The organism is Winogradskyella sp. HaHa_3_26 (genome assembly GCF_019278425.1).
Lineage (GTDB): Bacteria > Bacteroidota > Bacteroidia > Flavobacteriales > Flavobacteriaceae > Winogradskyella > Winogradskyella undariae.
On sequence record NZ_CP058981.1, the window covers coordinates 223,087 to 243,148 of the forward strand.

17 protein-coding genes are annotated in these 20,062 nt (G+C 31.4%); 6 read left to right on the forward strand and 11 right to left on the reverse strand.

What is annotated here, in order from left to right; translation table 11 throughout:
• Positions 1–105 precede the first annotated feature (105 nt).
• The 11 genes from H0I32_RS00985 to H0I32_RS01035 all read right to left on the reverse strand — a co-directional run bounded on the left by H0I32_RS00985 (position 106) and on the right by H0I32_RS01035 (position 11,768).
• Entirely contained in the window at positions 106–3,057 is a 2,952-nt protein-coding gene (locus H0I32_RS00985) for a glycoside hydrolase family 3 N-terminal domain-containing protein (RefSeq protein WP_179313010.1), read from the reverse strand.
• 127 nt (positions 3,058–3,184) lie between these two features.
• On the reverse strand, positions 3,185–4,408 hold the full coding sequence (gene serB / locus H0I32_RS00990) for a phosphoserine phosphatase SerB (RefSeq protein ID WP_179313009.1): 1,224 nt from the start codon (positions 4,406–4,408) through the stop codon (positions 3,185–3,187).
• An 85-nt stretch (positions 4,409–4,493) separates the two neighbouring features.
• Positions 4,494–4,979: an ABC transporter ATPase gene (locus tag H0I32_RS00995; protein WP_179313008.1), complete on the reverse strand. Its 486-nt coding sequence runs from the start codon at positions 4,977–4,979 to the stop codon at positions 4,494–4,496.
• Positions 4,980–5,012: 33 nt separating this feature from the next.
• Positions 5,013–6,503 (reverse strand): PH domain-containing protein, encoded by a 1,491-nt coding sequence (locus H0I32_RS01000; protein ID WP_179313007.1) that lies wholly within the window; start codon positions 6,501–6,503, stop codon positions 5,013–5,015.
• Positions 6,496–7,020, reverse strand: coding sequence for a PH domain-containing protein (locus H0I32_RS01005; protein ID WP_173589175.1), 525 nt, complete (start codon positions 7,018–7,020; stop codon positions 6,496–6,498). Before H0I32_RS01005 ends, H0I32_RS01000 begins: the two co-directional genes overlap by 8 nt.
• 38 nt (positions 7,021–7,058) lie before the next feature.
• Positions 7,059–7,268, reverse strand: a complete 210-nt coding sequence (locus H0I32_RS01010) for a hypothetical protein (RefSeq protein WP_173589176.1) — start codon at positions 7,266–7,268, stop codon at positions 7,059–7,061.
• Positions 7,269–7,280: 12 nt separating this feature from the next.
• Positions 7,281–8,063, reverse strand: coding sequence for a (Fe-S)-binding protein (locus H0I32_RS01015; protein ID WP_173589177.1), 783 nt, complete (start codon positions 8,061–8,063; stop codon positions 7,281–7,283).
• A gap of 66 nt (positions 8,064–8,129) precedes the next feature.
• Positions 8,130–8,333, reverse strand: a complete 204-nt coding sequence (locus H0I32_RS01020; protein ID WP_179313006.1) for a hypothetical protein — start codon at positions 8,331–8,333, stop codon at positions 8,130–8,132.
• The gene (locus tag H0I32_RS01025) at positions 8,326–9,639 is read right to left on the reverse strand and encodes a (Fe-S)-binding protein (RefSeq protein WP_173589179.1); all 1,314 of its coding nucleotides are present in this window, start codon (positions 9,637–9,639) and stop codon (positions 8,326–8,328) included. The genes H0I32_RS01020 and H0I32_RS01025 overlap by 8 nt, the downstream gene beginning before the upstream one ends.
• A gap of 11 nt (positions 9,640–9,650) precedes the next feature.
• Positions 9,651–10,598, reverse strand: a complete 948-nt coding sequence (locus tag H0I32_RS01030) for an MlaD family protein (RefSeq protein WP_173589180.1) — start codon at positions 10,596–10,598, stop codon at positions 9,651–9,653.
• A gap of 54 nt (positions 10,599–10,652) precedes the next feature.
• Positions 10,653–11,768 carry an N-acetylmuramoyl-L-alanine amidase gene (locus tag H0I32_RS01035; protein ID WP_179313005.1) on the reverse strand — a complete coding sequence of 372 codons (1,116 nt, stop codon included), beginning with the start codon at positions 11,766–11,768 and terminating at the stop codon, positions 10,653–10,655.
• Between the two features lie 111 nt (positions 11,769–11,879).
• On the opposite strand from H0I32_RS01035, the gene H0I32_RS01040 reads away from it, so the two are divergent.
• The 6 genes from H0I32_RS01040 to H0I32_RS01065 all read left to right on the forward strand — a co-directional run bounded on the left by H0I32_RS01040 (position 11,880) and on the right by H0I32_RS01065 (position 20,029).
• A complete protein-coding gene (locus H0I32_RS01040) occupies positions 11,880–14,648 on the forward strand; it encodes a putative LPS assembly protein LptD (protein WP_173589182.1) in 2,769 nt (922 codons plus the stop codon).
• Between the two features lie 142 nt (positions 14,649–14,790).
• Positions 14,791–15,171, forward strand: coding sequence for a RidA family protein (locus H0I32_RS01045; RefSeq protein ID WP_173589183.1), 381 nt, complete (start codon positions 14,791–14,793; stop codon positions 15,169–15,171).
• A 130-nt stretch (positions 15,172–15,301) separates the two neighbouring features.
• On the forward strand, positions 15,302–16,342 hold the full coding sequence (locus H0I32_RS01050; protein ID WP_179313004.1) for a GMP reductase: 1,041 nt from the start codon (positions 15,302–15,304) through the stop codon (positions 16,340–16,342).
• A gap of 56 nt (positions 16,343–16,398) precedes the next feature.
• Positions 16,399–17,169, forward strand: coding sequence for a TIGR02757 family protein (locus H0I32_RS01055; RefSeq protein WP_179313003.1), 771 nt, complete (start codon positions 16,399–16,401; stop codon positions 17,167–17,169).
• A gap of 114 nt (positions 17,170–17,283) precedes the next feature.
• A complete protein-coding gene (locus H0I32_RS01060) occupies positions 17,284–18,771 on the forward strand; it encodes a S10 family peptidase (RefSeq protein ID WP_173589186.1) in 1,488 nt (495 codons plus the stop codon).
• A 76-nt stretch (positions 18,772–18,847) separates the two neighbouring features.
• A complete protein-coding gene (locus H0I32_RS01065; RefSeq protein ID WP_179313002.1) occupies positions 18,848–20,029 on the forward strand; it encodes a sensor histidine kinase in 1,182 nt (393 codons plus the stop codon).
• Positions 20,030–20,062: the final 33 nt, after the last annotated feature.

The following is a 20,062-nucleotide window of genomic DNA, read 5'->3' on the forward strand; positions in this document are numbered from 1 at the left end:
TAAGTGCCATGGTTTATTATTTGACTATAGTCGTTCTATTTTTTTAATCCTTTCGAATTAAGAAAATAAATTAAAATAAGACGTCAACGCTTATAATTTATAATGTTAATCTATAATTGCTTCATAGATTAAACGTTGAATTTCAGTTCTAATATTTTCTCTTAACAAAAGGTTTTTTCCAGCTTCTGGGTATGTTCTATTTGCTAAAAAGACATATACAATTTCTTCTTCTGGATCTGCCCAAGCATAAGTCCCAGTAAATCCTGAGTGACCAAAACTTGTCATAGATAAACATCCACAGGTTGGTCCTGCTTCACCTAACTGAGGTTTATCGAAACCAATACCTCTTCTATTATTATTTCCGCAATAATAGCAGTAATTAAACTTATCTATCGTTTCACTTTTAAGGTAACGCTTTCCTCCATAGAAACCTTTTTGCAAATACATCTGCATTATTTTAGCAACATCATTGGCATTACTAAAAATACCAGCATGTCCGCCAACACCACCTTGCATTGCTGCTCCCATATCATGTACATAACCATGTACTTTTTTATAGCGGTAGTAGTTGTCTATTTCAGTTGGAACAATATCTTTTAGACTGATTTTTTTTCGTGGATTATAAGTTGTGTAATTGGCTCCAAGTGATTTATAAAATCGATCTTCAGTAATTTCACTTAAAGACTTATCATAAAAACCTTCAAGATATTTCTTCAGAATGTAATATGGTAAATCACTGTAACGGTATCTTAAACTTGGTAATAAATCACTGTCTCTAATAATTTTCTGAATCGAATCTTGGTAATCATCACGCATAAAAAGCGTACTAGTAACTTCTGTTCTAAACCCTTCAGTACTTTCATATCTATAATACTTAGGATCTGGTAATTTTGTTACAGAATCTAACGTCGCATAATAAAAAGGGACCCATGGCTTTAAACGTGCGTAATGCGATAACATCTTTTTAAGTGTAATGTTCTTTTTATTAGTGTTTTTATATTCTGGCATTAAATCACTCAACTTATCATCTAACGAAACAGAACCACGCTCTTCTAACTCCATTAAAACAGGAAGTGTTGCTAATATTTTAGTTAAAGAAGCCACATCGTATATATCATCGAAATCTACTTTGTTTTTCTTTTGGTAAGTGTGATAGCCAAAATTCTTATTATAAACAACCTTACCTCTTCGGGCAACAATTAATTGAATTCCTGGTGTCATTTTACCATCAACAGCATAATTTGCTATAGAATCTATTCTGTTTAATAAATCAGAACTCATCCCTACACGCTCTGGTAAACCATAGCTTAAACTCATAATTGAATTATAAGTTTCACCTGTACCAACCGGAAAAAATGGGCCTGCTGTTACAGGTAATTTCCCTTTAGCTTCAATAGCTCCAAAAATAAGCTGAGCAGATTTCTCTTGCGCTATTTTACTGTTCTGGTAACTTACTACTACACTTTCTATATTTTCTACAGACAGTAAATCGTTTAAAGCATAAGGTCTTGCAAAAACATCTAATACAACGGTATTTGTTCTAGCAATTTCATACAACCAAGCCATTTCTTGTTGAGTAAATTCAAAACTTTTCCAAGGATTGGCATTAGATTTATGAAAACCAACGACAACAGTATTATAGTTTTGAAGTTTATCAATAGCTTCATCAAGCTTATCTGCTTTTATCTCATGAACTTTAGTGTATTTTTTTAATTCATCTAAAAAAGGAGAACCACTATCATCTCCTAAAGCGATATAAGCAATGTTTTTAGTTTCTAAATCTCTTAAAGGCAATAAAGAATTGGTGTTTTTTGCAACCGTAATTGCACCTTCCATAAGTTCTTCATACAAGAGATCATCCTTTAATCTGTTAAGGTCTTTCTCTAAATCATAAATTCCTATTGGCGAATAATTATTAAGTCCAACTTTATATTTAGCCATTAATATTTTCTTTACAGAATATGCTAAACGCTCTTCTGTAATGACACCATTCGTAATAGCTTCTACAAATTTTGCTATTCCAACTTCAGGATCCTCAGACATTAGCATTACATCATTTCCTGCTAAAAAAGCCATTAAATCAATCTCACCACCTTTTATTAAACTCTTAGAGTTATTTACATTATTTTCTACATAATCAGCAGCGCCTTTCATGGTTAAAGCATCAGTAAATATTAAACCATTAAAACCTAATTTGTTTTTTAAAATATCTGTAACAATATGCTTAGATAAAGATGAAGGAAAATCTTTTCGAGTCTCTAAACTTGGCACGTTTAAATGTGCTACCATTACACTCGCTAAACCTTCTTTTATAAGTTTTTTGTAGGGATACAATTCAATAGAATCGATACGTTTTGCACTAAAATTAATCGTTGGTAATTTTAAATGAGAATCTTCCTCTGTATCTCCATGACCAGGAAAATGCTTTGCGTTTGCCAATGTTCCGGCACTTTGCATTCCTTTCATAAAAGCTAAACCTTTGTCGGTAACATTGTCTCTGTCTTCACCAAAAGAACGGTTACCAATAATAGGATTTTTAGGATTGGTATTAATATCTACAGCTGGCGCAAAATTAAAATGCACACCTAAACGTTTACAATGCTCTCCGATTTGTCTTCCGGCTTGTTCTACTAATTTATTATCAGAAATAGCACCAAGTGTCATATTCCAAGGAAACGCATAAGTAGAATCTAAGCGCATACTTAAACCCCATTCTGCATCCATACCAATTAATAATGGAATTTTAGAAGCCGCTTGTAATTCGTTATTTAATTTAGCTTGACGTACAGGTCCGCCGTTTGAATAAATTAAACCACCTATATGTTGATGATTTATTAAATGAGCTATTTTATTTTCATATGCTTTTCCTTTATTTGAAAATACTTGAACCATAAAAAGTTGACCAACGCGCTCTTCTACGGACATTGATGTATATAAACTATCGACCCATTTTTGCTGCTGAACTGAATCTTTAGACTGAAGTGGATGATCTGATATGTTTTGTGAAAAATTAAATTGAAAACAAACACAAATAAAAATAAGGGAAAAATAACGCATTAGTAATCTTTATAGATTTTTAAGTTTAGTACGCAAAATGACAACGAATATTGTGCCAAATTAGCATATTAAAAAAGAAGTTGATAGACTTTAAGATAGATTTATAAATGAAAAGGTACATATAAACTTAAGAAACTAAATCTATTTGACGATCATGGTAACCTAATAGATATAACACACCATCGAGACCAATACTCGAAATAGAACTTTGAGCACTATCTTTTACTTTAGGTTTTGCATGAAAAGCAATCCCTAAACCTGCTAAATTTAGCATAGGTAAATCATTAGCACCATCACCGATAGCAATAGTTTGACTTATATCAATGTTCATATCATCTGCAAGTAACTGAAGATATTCTGCTTTTTTATTCCCATCTACAATATCACCAAGATATCCGCCTGTTAAAGCACCATCTTTAATCTCTAATTGATTGGCATAAACGTAATCTATATCTAGTTTTTTCTGTAAATATTTTCCGAAATAAGTAAAACCACCAGATAAAATAGCGGTCTTAAATCCGTAATAATGTAATGTATCAATCAGACGCTTTGCACCTTTAGTTATTGGTAAACGTTCTGCTACTTCTTGTAAAACAGATTCGCTTAAACCTTCTAACAATTTCATGCGTCTTTTAAAGCTTTCGTTAAAATCAATTTCACCTTGCATTGCTGCTTCTGTAATTGCCTTAACTTCTGCTCCAACACCTGCTAATTCTGCTAATTCATCTATAACTTCAGTCTGAATTAAAGTTGAATCCATATCAAAACAAACCAAACGTCTATTACGCCTAAAAATATTATCTTCTTGAAAAGCGATATCTACATCTAATTCTCTAGATATAGCCATCATTTTCTCCGTAAAATCAGACTTATCTTCTATTCTTCCTCTAATTGAAAGTTGAATAGATGCTCTAGCATATTCTTCCTTATGAACTAATGAAGTTCTTCCTGTTAAACGTTTTATAGAATCTATATTCAGTTTTTTTTCTGAAATAACTTTAGTGACTTCTGAAATTTGAACGGCTGCTAATTTCTCTCCTACAATAGTAATGATATAACGATCTTTTCCTTGCAGACTCACCCAATCTTCATAATCTTCAAGTGATATTGGTGAAAATTTTGCTCTAAGATCTAACTCATAAGCCTTAAATAATAAATCCTTAAGGACCGCTGCAGATTTTTTACCCGATTTAATTTCGAACATTATCCCTAAGGATAATGTATCGTGAATATTAGCTTGCCCGATATCTAAAACCTTGGCATCGTACTCTGCTAATACACTTGTTAAACTTGAAGTTAATCCTGGTTTATCTTGTCCTGAAATGTTTAATAAGAAAATATCTGTAGCCACTTTGTAAGTTTTGTCGTTAGTCCTTTATTATGTATTGTAAAAGTGACTAATCTATTTGAAATATGAAAGTTTTTAATGTGAAGTGTTATTTAAGAAACCTATTATGCCAACTTTCACTTGCAGGAACTTCCCAATTTTCATTGAATTCTGCAATATTAGTTACCAAGTTATTAAATACAATTGTATTTTTTGATACTGATTTTTGTTGTGCCATTTTTTTAAAATCGATTAATGGCTTATAAGCAATAAATTCACCTTGTTTATAAGAGACATTCATTTTATCCATTAAATCTACATTGTATTGTTGCTCTAATTGCTGAATAAAAGTAACAGAGGCATCAATTGAACATCCTGTAGCACTATTTAAACTTTGATCCATAGCAATAACAATAAATCGTTTATAAACAAGTTTATAGCCTGCTTTTAAATCTTTTCCGTGTGCCGTCCAAGCTTCAATAAACGTATCTAATTGTCCTTTTAACTGTTCTAATTCGTCGTCTGAAAATGAACGGTTAGCTTGGTAAATCCAAATTCTAGATTCTTCTGGTAATGTATTAAAATCGACTAGCATATCTTTATTTTTTATGAAAACAAAAATACAATATTACATCCAATCTCTATCTTGAGATTCTACCTTATATAACAAAAGATTATAAATAGAAATAGCGTCCTGTTTTGAGATATATGGAATTGTAACAGACTTTGAAGCCGTATAAATCACTAACGAAGCTATAGATTTTGGTTTCTGAAAAATAGTCTGCTTTATTTTGACACTTTGAATTTTATGAATTTGAAGAATATTTGTTGTCGTATCAATTACTCCACTCCCAATGGTAACAAAATCATCCGAAATTCTATAATAGGCTTTTTTGTAAGCGAAATAAACATATAGCACAGCTAATGGAACAAAAACAGTATTAATCCATAACATTACGAGTCCGAATGCAGCAATGGATAAACCATTTGCAATAATTAAAAATAACAGAATTTCTAAAGCTGAAATCCGCATATAATAACGATTCAGTTTTGCTAGTTCACCTTGATCTTCTGTGTAATTTAATAAAAGCTTATCTATTAAATAATTAAGTTGTTCCTTTTCTAATGCAACAATATTAAAGTTCTTTTGTTGCTTAGCATCAACCATAGCTTGTTTTACTGATAAAGAATGTAAACCTAAATATTGCTTCACACGATTTGTAGTCACCACCAAATTCTGAATACGACTTGGAGTTAAACTCAGCGATACTTTATTAAAAAGTCCTTTATTAATTTCAACAGTTTTTTGATGCTCTACAACTTCGAGATTAAAATTAATTATAAACGTTTTTATTACAGAAAACAATAGTGAAATTAATACAACAGTAATAACAATAATAGCATTTGTAATCAATAAATTAAGGATTGTAGATTCTTCTTGATTTACAAAATCATCAATTTGTTTATCTAACTTTAGTTCCTTTAAATAGGATTCAAACTCACTATATAAACCAAAAACAAAGGTTGTAATTAATAAAAAACTTTTAAAATGATTTTGAGACAAACCTTCTAACAGTAATCGTTTTGGAGAAACACTAAAAAAAACATCACGCTCGTTAACCGGTTCTTTTATTTCGTTCTCTAATATATTTTTAGAAAATAATTTTTCTTTTAAAAGTAAAGCCGTGGGTTTATCTAAGGCACTAATTTCAATTTCAGATTTTTTATCTCCTGCAGTTTCTATTTTTACAGAAACAACATTTATAATCTGCTGTAAAAAATTTTGTTTAATGTAAACATTCTGAATTTTAGACTTTGGAATAATGGTATTATCCCTATTAATAATACCTGAAGCTAAATGAAAATCATCTTCACTTAAATGAAATTTAAAATTGAGGTATTTTAATATTGCAATAACAAGAATGGTAATTAATATACCTAAAACACCCAAAATTAACATGATTGGTGTTATGTTTCCTAAAGATTTACTTTTAAGAATAGAAACACCAGAAGCAACAAGTATTACAAAAAACTTCTTAAAGAATTTAACTGTATTAAATGCAAAAATTATAATAATACCTTTTGAAGACTGCCTTATTGGTTTTGAAAAATCAGTCATTTCCATTAACCTTAGCACTTATAATATCCTTAATTTGTGTAGCTTCTAAATACGGCAGACCTCTTATGCTTAAATCACTACCTGATTCTCCTGCTGTATAAATATTGAGTGTTGCCAATCCAAAAGATCTGGCCAACCAACTTCTAGATTCTTCAACATGTTGAATCCGAGACATGGGCACCGTAACGATTGAGTGAACAATTAATCCCTTAGCATATATAACATCATGCGCTCTAATGGCATACTTACGTTTTTTAAATGCTAAAAAACTGACTATTAAATTTACAATACAAAAAACAATGACAGCAGCTAAAACATACCAAAAATTGATTGGTAAACTTTCTTCGTTCTTTTCAATAAAATATTTTCCTAAAAAAACAGCACTTATTAAAACCGTACAAATCATTAGCTTATTAAGCGCTATAATCTTTAAATAAGCTTTAGAAATTGGTTTTAAAACAACATCATCAATGCTAGGTATACTTTCTGTATCTATTTGAAGGTTTGTAAAGGTCATTAGTTTATAATGGTTATTTAAAGAAATGTAATTAGGTCTTAATCTCTCTTCTTAGGAACTTTGTATTTAAGCGCAATACCCATAAATAATCCAAAAAACAAAGCATGAAATATAAACTTAGGTAAAGAAAATACAGTACCATCAAAATAATCGAAACCTGACATAAAAATAGCAAAAACAACACCACTAAAAACACCTGTGATAATCCTTTTTTTTATGGTTATTTTCTTGATGTTGTTTTCTTCCATCGTTACTTATAATTACGCATTTGCAATTAACTCGGCAATGTCCATAACCTTAATTTCCGCTTCTTTTTCTTTAAATTTTACACCATCAGTCATCATGGTATTACAATATGGACAGCCTGTTGCAATAATTTCTGGCTTGGTTTCTAAAGCATCTTCAGTTCTAAGGATATTAATTTCCTTATTCCCGGGTTCTGCATCTTTAAACATTTGTGCTCCTCCTGCTCCACAACATAAAGCAGTTCCTTTATGGCGTTTCATTTCAATTAAAGTCGCATTTGTTTTTTTTAGTACATCTCTCGGTGCATCGTAAACACTATTTGCTCTTCCTAAATAGCAAGGATCATGAAATGTTATACGCTTGCCTTTATAGACATCACCGTCTAATGTTAAACGACCTGAAGCGATTAATTGCTCTATAAATTGCGTATGATGAATTACCTCGTAATGACCACCAAGACCTGGATATTCGTTTTTAATACAGTTGAAAGAATGTGGATCGCAAGTTACAATACGTTTTACTTCGTAAGCATTAAGAACTTCAATATTCATAACGGCTTGCATTTGAAATAAAAATTCATTTCCTGCACGTTTTGCAACATCACCAGTATTACTTTCTTCAGTCCCTAAAACAGCAAAATCTACATTTGCTTTATTTAGAATCTTTACAAAAGCTTTGGTTATTTTCTTTGCTCTATCGTCATAACTACCAGCAGAACCCACCCAAAATAAAATTTCTGGTTGTTTGCCTTCTGCCATATACTCTGCCATGGTTGGCACTTTTGGTTCTTCACTCATAATTTTTCTATCTTAAAAATAAATCCTTTCAACATTACAAGGATTTCATAAAAATTTTAAAGCAATTTATCTGCGCTTAAAAATTGCATTGGACTTATAACTTACCAACATAACAAAAGAAAATGCTGAAATAAATCCACATAAAAACCCGACAAATCCACCGGTTTCGTATTTATCCATAATATAATACAAACCTAAAGCTATAGGAACTCCTGAGATTCCTAATATCAATCTTGTTTTAGGGCTTAAACGCTCAAGTAAATTACTCATCTTTCCAATTTAAACGGTCCATTTGGTTATAAGGCCAAGGTGCTCCGTTGTTTTCTATATTAGTCATCATAGTATTCAGTTCTGTTGGTGCAGCACTTTGCTCCATAACTAAATAACGACGCATATCCATAATAATTGATAAAGGGTTAATGCTCACCGGACAAGCTTCTACACAAGCATTACATGTTGTACATGCCCAAAGTTCTTCGTTTGTGATGTAATCTCCTAAAAGTTGTTTTCCATCATCTTTAAACTCACCTTTATTAGCGTCAATATTTTTACCTACTTCTTCTAATCGATCTCGTGTGTCCATCATAATCTTACGAGGCGATAATTTTTTACCGGTAAGATTTGCAGGACATTCGCTTGTACAACGACCACATTCTGTACATGTATACGCGTTAAGCAATTGAACTTTTGTTAAATCCATTACATCACTTGCTCCAAACTTAGCAGGCACTTCATCTTCTGCTCCTTCTGGTGGTGCAGCGAAAGGATCTGCATTTGGATCCATCATTAATTTTACTTCTGCCGTAACAGCATCTAGATTATTAAATTTCCCTTTTGGAGATACACTTCCATAATAAACATTAGGGAAAGCCAATAGAATATGTAAATGCTTGGAGAAATATAAATAATTTAAGAAAGTTAAAATACCAACAATGTGTAACCACCATGCTATACGTTCTACAGTATGCAGCGCTTCAATAGAAAAACCATTGAATAACGGTGCGATAAATTGTGAAATAACATTTCCGGAATTAGCACCTTGAAAAACAGTATCGGTTGCATTCATGATTAAGAATAACCCCATTAATACCACTTCAAAATAAAGAATAATATTACCATCACTCTTTGGCCATCCTTTCATTTCTGAACTTAAGAAACGTTTAATTTTAATTACATTTCTTCGTATCCAAAACACAGTTACAGAGACTAAAACTAAAACTGCTAAAACCTCGAAGGTTCCAATAAGGAAACCATATAAAGCTGCCGGTAATAATTCTTGTCCTATTCTATGTGTCCCAAAAAGGCCATCGATTATAATCTCTAAGACTTCAATATTTATAATAATGAATCCGACATAAACAATAACGTGCAGAAATCCAGAAACAGGTCGTTTTACTAACTTACTCTGACCTAAAGCTATGTTTATAGTATTTTTCCAACGCTGAGATTTGTTTTCACTAACATCAACATCTTGTCCTAGTTTAATATTACGAATCAATTTTTGAACATTACGTGCAAAATAGCCAATACCTAATATTAGGATAACAGCAAAAATGATATTAGGTAAGTATTCCATAATTGATGAGTCTAATTATTGTTTAATTCCTCTTGTGTTGGTTCCTCGTAAGGAATCTCTTTTTTAGACAAAATACGTCTATATCTTGCAGGATGTAGTTTAATATCTAAAAGCAGAAGTTCTAATTCTTTAGATGCATTATCTAAATTATTATAGAGTGAATCGTCTTTTAAGAGTTTACCCATGCTGCCTTCACCAGCTTCAAGTCCTGTAGCAAGTTGATTTAACTTAGCTACCATTTCATTTAAATTCTCTACTGTATTAGAAAGCTTTGCTTCGTTTAAATCTTTAATTAATATAGTTAACTCTGAACTTGTTTTGTCAAAATTCTCTAATAATGACGCTATTTTCTCGTCATTTTTACTAATTAAGTTATTTGCCGCAAATGCAACTCCTTTAAATGATTTTAATGTAGAATTTAATTCTGCTATAGTTTGCTTTAATCCATCCTCGGAATCATCCATTACTAGAGAATTAAGATTCCCTAATAAACTATCGGAAGAACGAAGTGTTGATCCTAAATCTTCACTAATTCCAGAAAAGTTTTTCTCTAAAGACGATACCATTCCTGGTTTCACTTCCGATTCTATAAAATCACCAGGTTTAGCATTTTCTCCTCCACTACCTTCAACAATAGATAATGCATTACCGCCCATTAAACCATCTTGATAAAGTCTAACAGTACTGTTTTTAGAAAATTTTAATTTTGGGTTAACGGTAAACGAAATACGTGTTTTTCCGGTTTTGAAATCATAAATGATTTCTTCTATTTTCCCTATTTTATTACCTTTAATTGTCACCGGAGATGACATACTTAAGGCATTATACTCAAATTCTGTATAGTAGGTGTTTGAATTTTCAAATAAATCTTCACCTTTAAGAAAGTTGAATAAATATATGCAAAAAGCGATACCAGCTAGGACTAGTATTGCGGTCTTAATTTCTCTTGATATTTTCAATGGGCTTTATTTAGATTACAAACAAAATTAGGAATAAATATATTAATAAAGTTTCTAATTCGTAGCAGATTTTAAGGCTTCAGAAATATCTATCTTTTTTCCATCTTTAAAAGCTACAACAAAAGCACCAGAATACCCTGCTAATTTCGCTTTATTCTGTAGTTGTTTAACTTCATTATAATCAGATGTTTCTCCACTATAATATTTATAGATATCACCAGATTTCTCTCTTGATATATTAGAAAGTCCTTTAAAATTATAGGATTTAGTTTCTAAAGCTCTTGAACTCGCTGAAATTTGAACTTTAAATATAACACCTTCAATAATTCTAGGTTCTTCTTTTTCTTCTGTCATCGTTTCTGCCTTTACTTGCAAAATATGACTACCAACATTTTGATCTAATTCTTTTTTATAATCTAAAACTGCAGTTTTTATGGCATTTGCCATTTTCAGCTGTCCTGCTTTAGTATTTAGATAATTTCCTTCACTATTATTAGTTAAAAAACCAACTTCTATCAAAACACTTGGCATATAAGTATTACGAATAACTAATAAACTGGCTTGTTTTAGACCTCTACTTTTACGCTTCGCTTTATTTATAAAATTATCTTCAATTTTACGTGCTAAAACAACACTTTGCTCAACGTAAACTTCTTGTTCTATACCTATAGCAATAGTAGATTCTGGTGAGCTTGGATCAAACCCAGAATAATTTTCCTCATAATTATCTTCTAAAAAAATTACTTCATTTTCTTTCTTAGCAACATCAAAATTACGGCCTGTGTTTTTTTCACCTAAAACAAATGTTTCAGTTCCACTTGCCTGTGAGCTATGTGCGTTACAATGTATAGACACAAATAAATCAGCATCTGCCCTATTAGCAATATTAGCACGCTCGTGCAATTCTACAAACACATCTGTTTTACGTGTATAAATTACTTTTATGTTTGGATCTTTAGCTAATTCTTTACCAACTTCTAAAGTTACTTTTAGTGCTATATTTTTTTCACTATGCCCATTACCTACGTTACCAGAATCATGCCCACCATGTCCTGCATCTAAAACTACTACAAACTTATCTTCTTGTGCATGTAATACAACATAAGGTGTTAAATAAGTTATAAATAAAAGAATAAATAATACTATTGTTGGTTTTTGTGTCGTTTGCATATTTAAATTTAACGGTTTATAAACTTGGTTTATTATAAAGCACCAATTGATAATACAGCATTTTTCATTTTATAGTTTTAATCTATTAATCACAAAAAAATAGCTGTACTTTTGGCATTTCAAAAACCGAGCCATACTTTTACAAAAATACATTTAAAAGCATTGCAGACAAAAAGCTTATACATACTTTTCGCCCTTAGTTTTACAGTGTTTATTAACACATTAAGCTTCGCTCAAGAATTACCTAAAAAACAAGGTACTATTCCTGTTGAGCAAGAGAGAGATAGTACTTCTATTTCTCTAGACTCTATTGCTAAGCAAGAGGTAAATATCACAGAAATTGACTCCACAAAAAAAGACTCCATAAAACAAAAAGGCTTACTAGAAGGAACTGTAACTTATACAGCTACCGATTATGTTTCTCTTAGTCAGAAAAAGAAAAAAATCTATTTATATAACGAAGCAGAAGTTCTATACCAAGATATGGAAATAAAAGCAGGTGTTATTGTTATCGATTACAGCAAAAATTTAGTTTATGCTGGCCGTCTAAAAGATTCAACTGGTTACAGCCAAAGACCTGTTTTTACTCAAGGAGAAAATGTTATTGAACCAGATTCTATCATTTTTAATACAGAATCTAAAAAAGCATTAGTTTTCAATTCTAGAACTGAACAACAAGGCTTTAAGGTTTATTCTCCTATTACTAAAAAAGAAAATGATTCGGTTTATTTCATGAAAAAAGGGCGTTTTACAACGGCTGAAGATGAAGAAGATCCGGAATACCAATTTGTTACAACTAAGATGAAATTGGTACCCAACAAAAAAGTTATTGTAGGACCTACATACATGGAAATTTATGGTGTACCAACACCAATTGCTTTACCTTTTGCATTTTTTCCTATGACAAAAACACAAACTTCAGGGTTAATTATTCCTAGTTTTGGAGAAGATAGTAACAGAGGCTATAATTTACAAAATGGGGGTTATTATTTTGCTATTAGCGACTATTTAGACTTAGCAGTACTTGGAGACTACTATACTAATGGTAGTTATGGTTTTAGTATTGAAAACAATTATGCCCTCCGCTATAAATACAAAGGTAATGTAAGCTTCAGGTATGAGAACTTACTAAATGAAGAACGTGGATTTCCTGATTTTAGTCAGAGCACTATTTATAATTTAAAGTGGTCGCACAGTCGAGACTCTAAAGCAAACCCTAACTCTTATTTTTCAGCTTCTGTAAACTTAGGAAGTAGCTCTTATTATCAAGAATCCATTAATCAATTAAATCAATCGAATTTTTTAAATAATACTTTAGCATCTTCAGTTTCGTATTCTAAGACATTTGCAGGTGATCCTCAGGTAAACCTAAGTTTAACAGCAACACACAGTCAAAATACAAATACAGGTGACATTAATTTAACCCTACCTACAGTTCAGGCTTCAGTAGGAAGAGTATACCCTTTTGCTCCAAAAAATGGAACTAAAAAAGGAATTATTCAAAATATTAATTTTCAACTAACCACCAGAGGCGAATATAATATTCAAACAAATGATTCTATTTTTGGTAAAAGTGAAATGTTTGATGATGCTCAAATAGGAATGACGCACAGCATACCTGTTACAACAAATTTTAAAGTATTTGATTATTTTAGTGTTAGCACAAGTGCCAGTCTTCAAGAAAACTGGACGTTAAAAACTATAAGTCGTTATTACGATCAAGCTTCCGAAGAAGTTATTACAGTAAATCAAAATGGTTTTGATCGTTTCTTAACTTATAATGCAGGAGCAAGTATCGGGACAACAATATACGGTATGTATGATTTTGAAAACGAAGCTAAGGATGCAAAAATTAAAGCAATACGCCACGTTATGCGCCCTTCTATTAGTTACACTATTAGCCCAGCTTTTGATCAGTATTATGAAACCTATGATGTTATTGATGCAGATGGTACAACTTCAGATCAAGTAGAATATTCTCGTTTCGAAAATTCACTATACGGAGCACCTGGCAATTCGTTTTCAAGCAGTATTGGTCTTAGCTTAAGTAATAATGTTGAAGCTAAAATTCAAGCAAAAGATTCTACAAAAACAGAGTCTGAAAAAATAACACTACTAAATAGTCTTAATTTTTCTACCGCTTACAACATTGCTGCAGATTCATTAAAATGGAGCCCACTTAATTTAACAGGAGGAACTCAAATTTTAAATAACAAAATGAGTATCAACTTCGGGATGACCTTAAACCCTTATGCTCTAAACAGCAACAATCAAGTTGTAAATACATTTAACATAAACAACGGAGGAAGCTTATTTAGATTAACATCAGCTAACGCAAGCATGAGCTATACCTTATCTAACGAAACTTTTTCAGGAAAAAAAGGTGCTAATAATGATGAAAAAGATGCTTCCGCACAAGAATCTGCACGATCAGGAGGTAGAACTGATGACTTATTTGGAAGATCTGAAAGTTTTGCAAATACTCGACTCTCTGATCAAGATGATAAAGGTGAGGAAGAAGAGGAAAATAACGAATTCTATAATTTCAAACTCCCCTGGAGTTTAAGACTAGCATATACAGCTAATTACACCAATACTCAACGCCAAGACCAAATATCATCACATTCATTAATGTTCTCAGGAGATATTGATATTTCACCTAAATGGAGTGTTGGTGCATCATCGGGTTACGATTTTGTAAATGATGGATTTACATACACACAATTACGTTTTGAACGCGACTTACTAAGTTGGCGTATGAATTTTTCTTGGATACCTTTTAGTGATAATAGCTCTTGGAATTTCTTTATTGGTATAAAATCAAGCCTTCTTAAAGATTTAAAATACGATAAACAAAAGCAATCCGACCAACAATTATAATTAAAAACCCCTATTCTATTTTTATTATAATTTCTTTCAGTTTACTATTATTTTCTTAATAATATTGTATTAAATTTGAGATGATAATACAATCATTAAAAACCTTTTTTACACAAAGAGGAATAAACAAACACTTCTTAAGATGAAAAAAATAATAAACACTACTAACGCTCCTGCTCCAATAGGTCCATATAATCAAGCTGTTTTAACAGGAAATACTTTATATACTTCGGGTCAAATAGCTTTAAATCCTGAAACAATGGAGTTAGTTATAGATGATATTAAAACAGAAACAAAGCAAGTTATGGAAAACATGAAGGCTGTTTTAGAAGCTGCTGACATGACGTTTGAAAACGTAGTAAAGTCTTCAATTTTTATCAGTGACATGAATAACTTCACTCAAATTAATGAAGTCTATGGTAATTATTTTGAAGAAGCTACAGCGCCAGCTAGAGAGACTGTTGAAGTCGCAAATTTACCTAAGTTTGTAAATGTTGAAATTAGTATGATTGCTGTAAAATAATTGATTTATATTCATGAAATATGGTTTTATATAAACAATTGTTAATAAAACCATATAGCATCTTTAAAATTAACAAGTTACTTTTTTAAATAACTTGTATTTTTGAAAGTAACCAAATTTACTTCAAAAGATGCACATTGAAAATGATATAAAATTAGGCTTTAAAGATGTAATGATTCGCCCAAAACGTTCAACTCTTAAAAGCAGGTCTCAAGTTTCATTAGAACGAAATTTTAGCTTTCTTAATAGCAAAAAAGATTGGACAGGAATTCCGATCATGGCAGCTAATATGGATACTGTTGGTACTTTTGAAATGGCTTTAACCTTATCTGAACAAAAGCTTTTTACGGCTATCCATAAACATTATTCAGCAAAACAATGGACTGCCTTTTTAAATAAGTCTCCTAAAAACATTACAAATTACATCGCTATTAGTACTGGTACTGGCGAAGAAGATTCTGAAAAACTAAAAATAGTTTTTAAACATCATCCCGAACTAAAGTTTATATGTATTGATGTCGCTAATGGTTATTCTGAGCATTTTGTAGAATTTCTTCAGCAAACACGTAAGTCTTATCCCGACAAAGTTATTATTGCGGGCAATGTTGTTACAGGAGAAATGGTAGAACAACTCCTATTATCTGGGGCAGATATTGTAAAAGTAGGCATTGGGCCTGGTAGCGTTTGCACAACACGTGTTAAAACAGGCGTAGGCTATCCGCAATTATCTGCTATTATAGAATGTGCAGATGCGGCTCACGGCTTAGGTGGACAAATTATTAGTGATGGTGGATGTGCCACACCTGGAGATGTTGCTAAAGCATTTGGTGCTGGTGCAGATTTTGTAATGCTTGGTGGTATGTTTGCAGGTCATACAGAAAGTGGCGGAGAACTTATTACGCGAAATAACGAACAGTACAAACAATTCTACGGTATGAGTTCTGCAACTGCAATGGATAAATATGTTGGAGGTGTCGCAGAATACAGAGCTAGCGAAGGAAAAACGGTAGAAGTTCCTTACAAAGGTGATGTTAAAGACACTTTGCAAGATATTTTAGGAGGCTTACGAAGTACATGTACTTATGTTGGTGCTGAACGTTTAAAAGAATTAACCAAACGCACTACTTTTATTCGTGTGGCCGAGCAAGAAAACCAAGTTTATAATAAATAGGTAAATAAAAAATAATCCTTCAAATTAATTACTAATTTTAATATAATAATTAGATATTGAAACTTAAAAAATCAGAACTCAAAGACTTTTTAGACGAAAAGGTTGACCTCTATAATCATCCTAAGTTTATTGAGAGTGATCCTATTCAAATTCCACATCAATTTTCTAAAAAAGAAGATATAGAGATTGCTGGCTTTTTATCTGCGACTATTGCTTGGGGAAACCGAAAAAGCATAATTAATAACGCCAATAAAATGATGGAGTTATTAGACCACTCCCCTTTTCAGTTTATAACACAGCATAAAGAAACAGATTTAGAACGCTTAGAACCTTTTGTCCATAGAACTTTTAATGGTTATGATTTTATGCAGTTTATTAAAAGTTTACAGCATATTTATAAAAATCATGGAGGCTTAGAATCTGTTTTTTTACAACATGCCGAAAAAGATTCACTTCAGACAAGTATACACGAATTTAAAAAAGTTTTTTTTGAAATTCCGCATTTAGAACGTACTCAAAAACACATTAGTGATCCACTTAAAAATTCGGCAGCGAAACGTATTAACATGTACCTAAGATGGATGATTAGAGATGATAATAATGGAGTCGATTTCGGGATTTGGAAATCCATAGCTCCTTCAACATTAAGTTGTCCTTTAGACGTGCATTCTGGAAATGTAGCACGTAAATTAGACTTACTAAAACGAAAACAAAATGACGGTAAAGCTTTAGCCGAATTAGATAAAGCTTTAAGAAAGTTAGACGCAAAAGATCCTGTTAAATATGATTTTGCCTTGTTTGGTCTTGGAGTTTTTGAAGGGTTTTAAAATTCTTTTACTATTTTATACCTTTAACTAGTATTATCCTCCTTTTAAATCTAAAGTTATCTAGAAGTTAAAACAAACAAAAACTATATCTTTTACTATTAAATCCTTAAATAAATGAAATTTAAACTCACCCTTTTATTAGTAACTTGTTTCACTATAAGTTTTTCTCAAAATTTAAATATTCCTTTAGATACTACTTATGTCACCACTAATTCTGTGACCATAAAAGGTAAGCAAATCAATTATAAAGCAGAAACAGGTTTTCAACCCGTTTGGGATAATGATGGTAAAATGATCGCTTCACTTTACTACACTTACTACAAACGAACTAATGACCCAAAAGGTAACGATAGACCTATAATTTATTCCTTTAATGGAGGACCTGGATCAGCGTCACTTTGGATGCATATTGCTTATACTGGACCTAAAGTTTTAAATATTGATGACGAAGGGTACCCTATTCAACCTTATGGCGTAAAAGACAATCCAAATTCTATCTTAGATGTTGCAGATATTGTATTTATCAATCCCGTAAACACAGGTTACTCTAGAAAAGTCGCTGATAAAGATGGTAAAATGCCTGACAACAAATTGTTTTTTGGTATTAATGCTGATATTAAATATTTAGCAAGTTGGATGAATACTTTTACAACCAGACAAAACAGATGGCAATCCCCTAAATATATTATAGGAGAAAGCTATGGAGGAACGCGTGTTATGGGGTTATCCTTAGAGCTTCAAAATAACCAATGGATGTACTTAAATGGTGTAATTATGGTTTCACCAGCAGATTATAAGATTTTAAGAGTTGGTGGTCCTTTAGCTTCAAGCTTAAATTTACCTTATTATACAGCTACAGCTTGGCATCACAAAATGCTTCCTGACGCACTTCAAAATAAAGATTTATTAGATATATTACCAGAAGTAGAACATTTTGCTATTAACGATTTAATGCCTGCTCTAGCTAAAGGAGGTTTTATTTCAGAATTAGAAAAAGAAGCGATTGCTAAGCAAATGAGTTATTATTCCGGGTTATCTAAAAAAGTAATTTTGCAACAAAACCTAGATGTCTCTACTCGTTTTTTCTGGAAAGAATTATTACGTGATAAAACAGGAGAAACGATAGGAAGATTAGATTCTAGATATCTTGGATTAGATAAAGTTGAAACAGGAACAAGCCCCGATTACAGCCCGGAACTCACCTCGTGGCTTCATTCTTTTACACCAGCTATAAATTATTACATTCAAAATGAATTAGGTTTTAAAACGGATGTAAAGTATAATGTTTTTGGAAACACAGGCCGATGGGATAATGACAACGATAATACAAGAGATAATTTACGCCAAGCTATGGCACAAAATCCTTATTTAAAAGTATTAACGCAGTCTGGTTATTACGACGGAGCAACAACCTACTTTGCTGCGAAGTATTCTCAATCACAAATTGACCCAAGTGGAAAAATGAAAGATCGTATTTTCTTTAAAGGTTACCGAAGCGGACATATGATGTATTTACGAAATGAAGATCTAATTAAAGCCAATGATGATTTAAGGCACTTCATCGAAATCTCATTAACTAATGGTAAATCAGCTAAATATTAATGTATTTTTGCACTTAATAACAAAACCCTACTTAAACAAATTACGTATATATTATGCCTGATTGATTTTAATTTTTATGAAAAGTCCCCAATCCCCTAATAATGAAACTGAGCGATTACTTGCTCTAAACTCATACAATATCATAGACACCCCACCTGAACGTGACTATGATAACCTAACTGAATTAGCAGCCACAATATGTGATGCCCCCATTGCGCTTATTACTATTTTAGATAAAAATCGTAATTTTTTTAAATCGCATTATGGTATAGAATTAACCGAGACACCTCGAAATGTATCATTTTGTGGGCATGCAATTTTAGAAGATGATATTTTTATTGTTGAAGATGTCACAAAAGATGAACGCTTTTTTGATAATCCTTTAACCAAGGAATATAATATTGGTTTCTACGCTGGCGTACCCTTAATAAATGAATATGGATATAAGTTAGGTACAATTTGCGTTTACGATTTTAAACCCAAAAAATTAAATACGTCGCAAATAAAGATACTTAAGACACTTGGAAAACAAGTTATCAATTTGTTTGAATTGAAAAAAAAGAATGACAATTTAAATGCTATAAGAGAAGAACTTGAGCAACGTAACGATCAACTAAAATCATTTGCTAGCTTAGTTTCACACGATTTAAAATCACCCTTATCTAATATCATATCTTTAACAGATTTACTTAAAGAAGAAAATCAAAATAATCTATCAAAAGATTCACTTCAATATTTAGAATATATTGAAGAATCTACAACAATCTTGAAAGATTATATTGACGGAATGTTATTATATTATACCGCAAATGAACTTTTAAACTCTAAAAAAGAAGATGTTGAATTAAAATCTATTGTAGAAGGAATTAAACAAATTCACGTTGCTGATAAAGTGAAAATTCTATATAATGATAGTGTTATCCATAAAGTAAATAAGGCTGCAGTAACTCAAATATTAATGAATTTGGTAGATAATTCACTTAAATACAATGACAAACTTAACCGCACCGTTGAAATAAATTATGAGAAACAAGATTCTCATCATAAATTTAGTGTAACTGATAATGGTATTGGTATTCCGGAGGCTGAATTAGAACAAATTTTTGAAATTTTCAAAACTGTAAAAAATAGTTTTAGCAACCCTGGAACTGGTATTGGATTAAGTACAGTAAAGAATTTAGTAGAAAAGCTGAACGGAAAAATATCTGTTACATCTGAATTAGGAAAAGGAAGTACTTTTAGTTTTACAATCGCCTAAATATTTTGAATAAAAAAAGCTGATAAACAAATT

Bases quoted from the DNA above. Each gene is read 5' to 3' on its own strand.
- H0I32_RS00985 (WP_179313010.1), bottom strand. From the start codon at position 3,057: ATGCGTTATTTTTCCCTTATTTTTATTTGTGTTTGTTTTCAATTTAAT.
- H0I32_RS00995 (WP_179313008.1), bottom strand. From the start codon at position 4,979: ATGCTAGTCGATTTTAATACATTACCAGAAGAATCTAGAATTTGGATT.
- H0I32_RS01000 (WP_179313007.1), bottom strand. From the start codon at position 6,503: ATGACTGATTTTTCAAAACCAATAAGGCAGTCTTCAAAAGGTATTATT.
- H0I32_RS01005 (WP_173589175.1), bottom strand. From the start codon at position 7,020: ATGACCTTTACAAACCTTCAAATAGATACAGAAAGTATACCTAGCATT.
- H0I32_RS01010 (WP_173589176.1), bottom strand. From the start codon at position 7,268: ATGGAAGAAAACAACATCAAGAAAATAACCATAAAAAAAAGGATTATC.
- H0I32_RS01015 (WP_173589177.1), bottom strand. From the start codon at position 8,063: ATGAGTGAAGAACCAAAAGTGCCAACCATGGCAGAGTATATGGCAGAA.
- H0I32_RS01020 (WP_179313006.1), bottom strand. From the start codon at position 8,333: ATGAGTAATTTACTTGAGCGTTTAAGCCCTAAAACAAGATTGATATTA.
- H0I32_RS01025 (WP_173589179.1), bottom strand. From the start codon at position 9,639: ATGGAATACTTACCTAATATCATTTTTGCTGTTATCCTAATATTAGGT.
- H0I32_RS01035 (WP_179313005.1), bottom strand. From the start codon at position 11,768: ATGCAAACGACACAAAAACCAACAATAGTATTATTTATTCTTTTATTT.
- H0I32_RS01045 (WP_173589183.1), top strand. From the start codon at position 14,791: ATGAAAAAAATAATAAACACTACTAACGCTCCTGCTCCAATAGGTCCA.
- H0I32_RS01050 (WP_179313004.1), top strand. From the start codon at position 15,302: ATGCACATTGAAAATGATATAAAATTAGGCTTTAAAGATGTAATGATT.
- H0I32_RS01060 (WP_173589186.1), top strand. From the start codon at position 17,284: ATGAAATTTAAACTCACCCTTTTATTAGTAACTTGTTTCACTATAAGT.
- H0I32_RS01065 (WP_179313002.1), top strand. From the start codon at position 18,848: ATGAAAAGTCCCCAATCCCCTAATAATGAAACTGAGCGATTACTTGCT.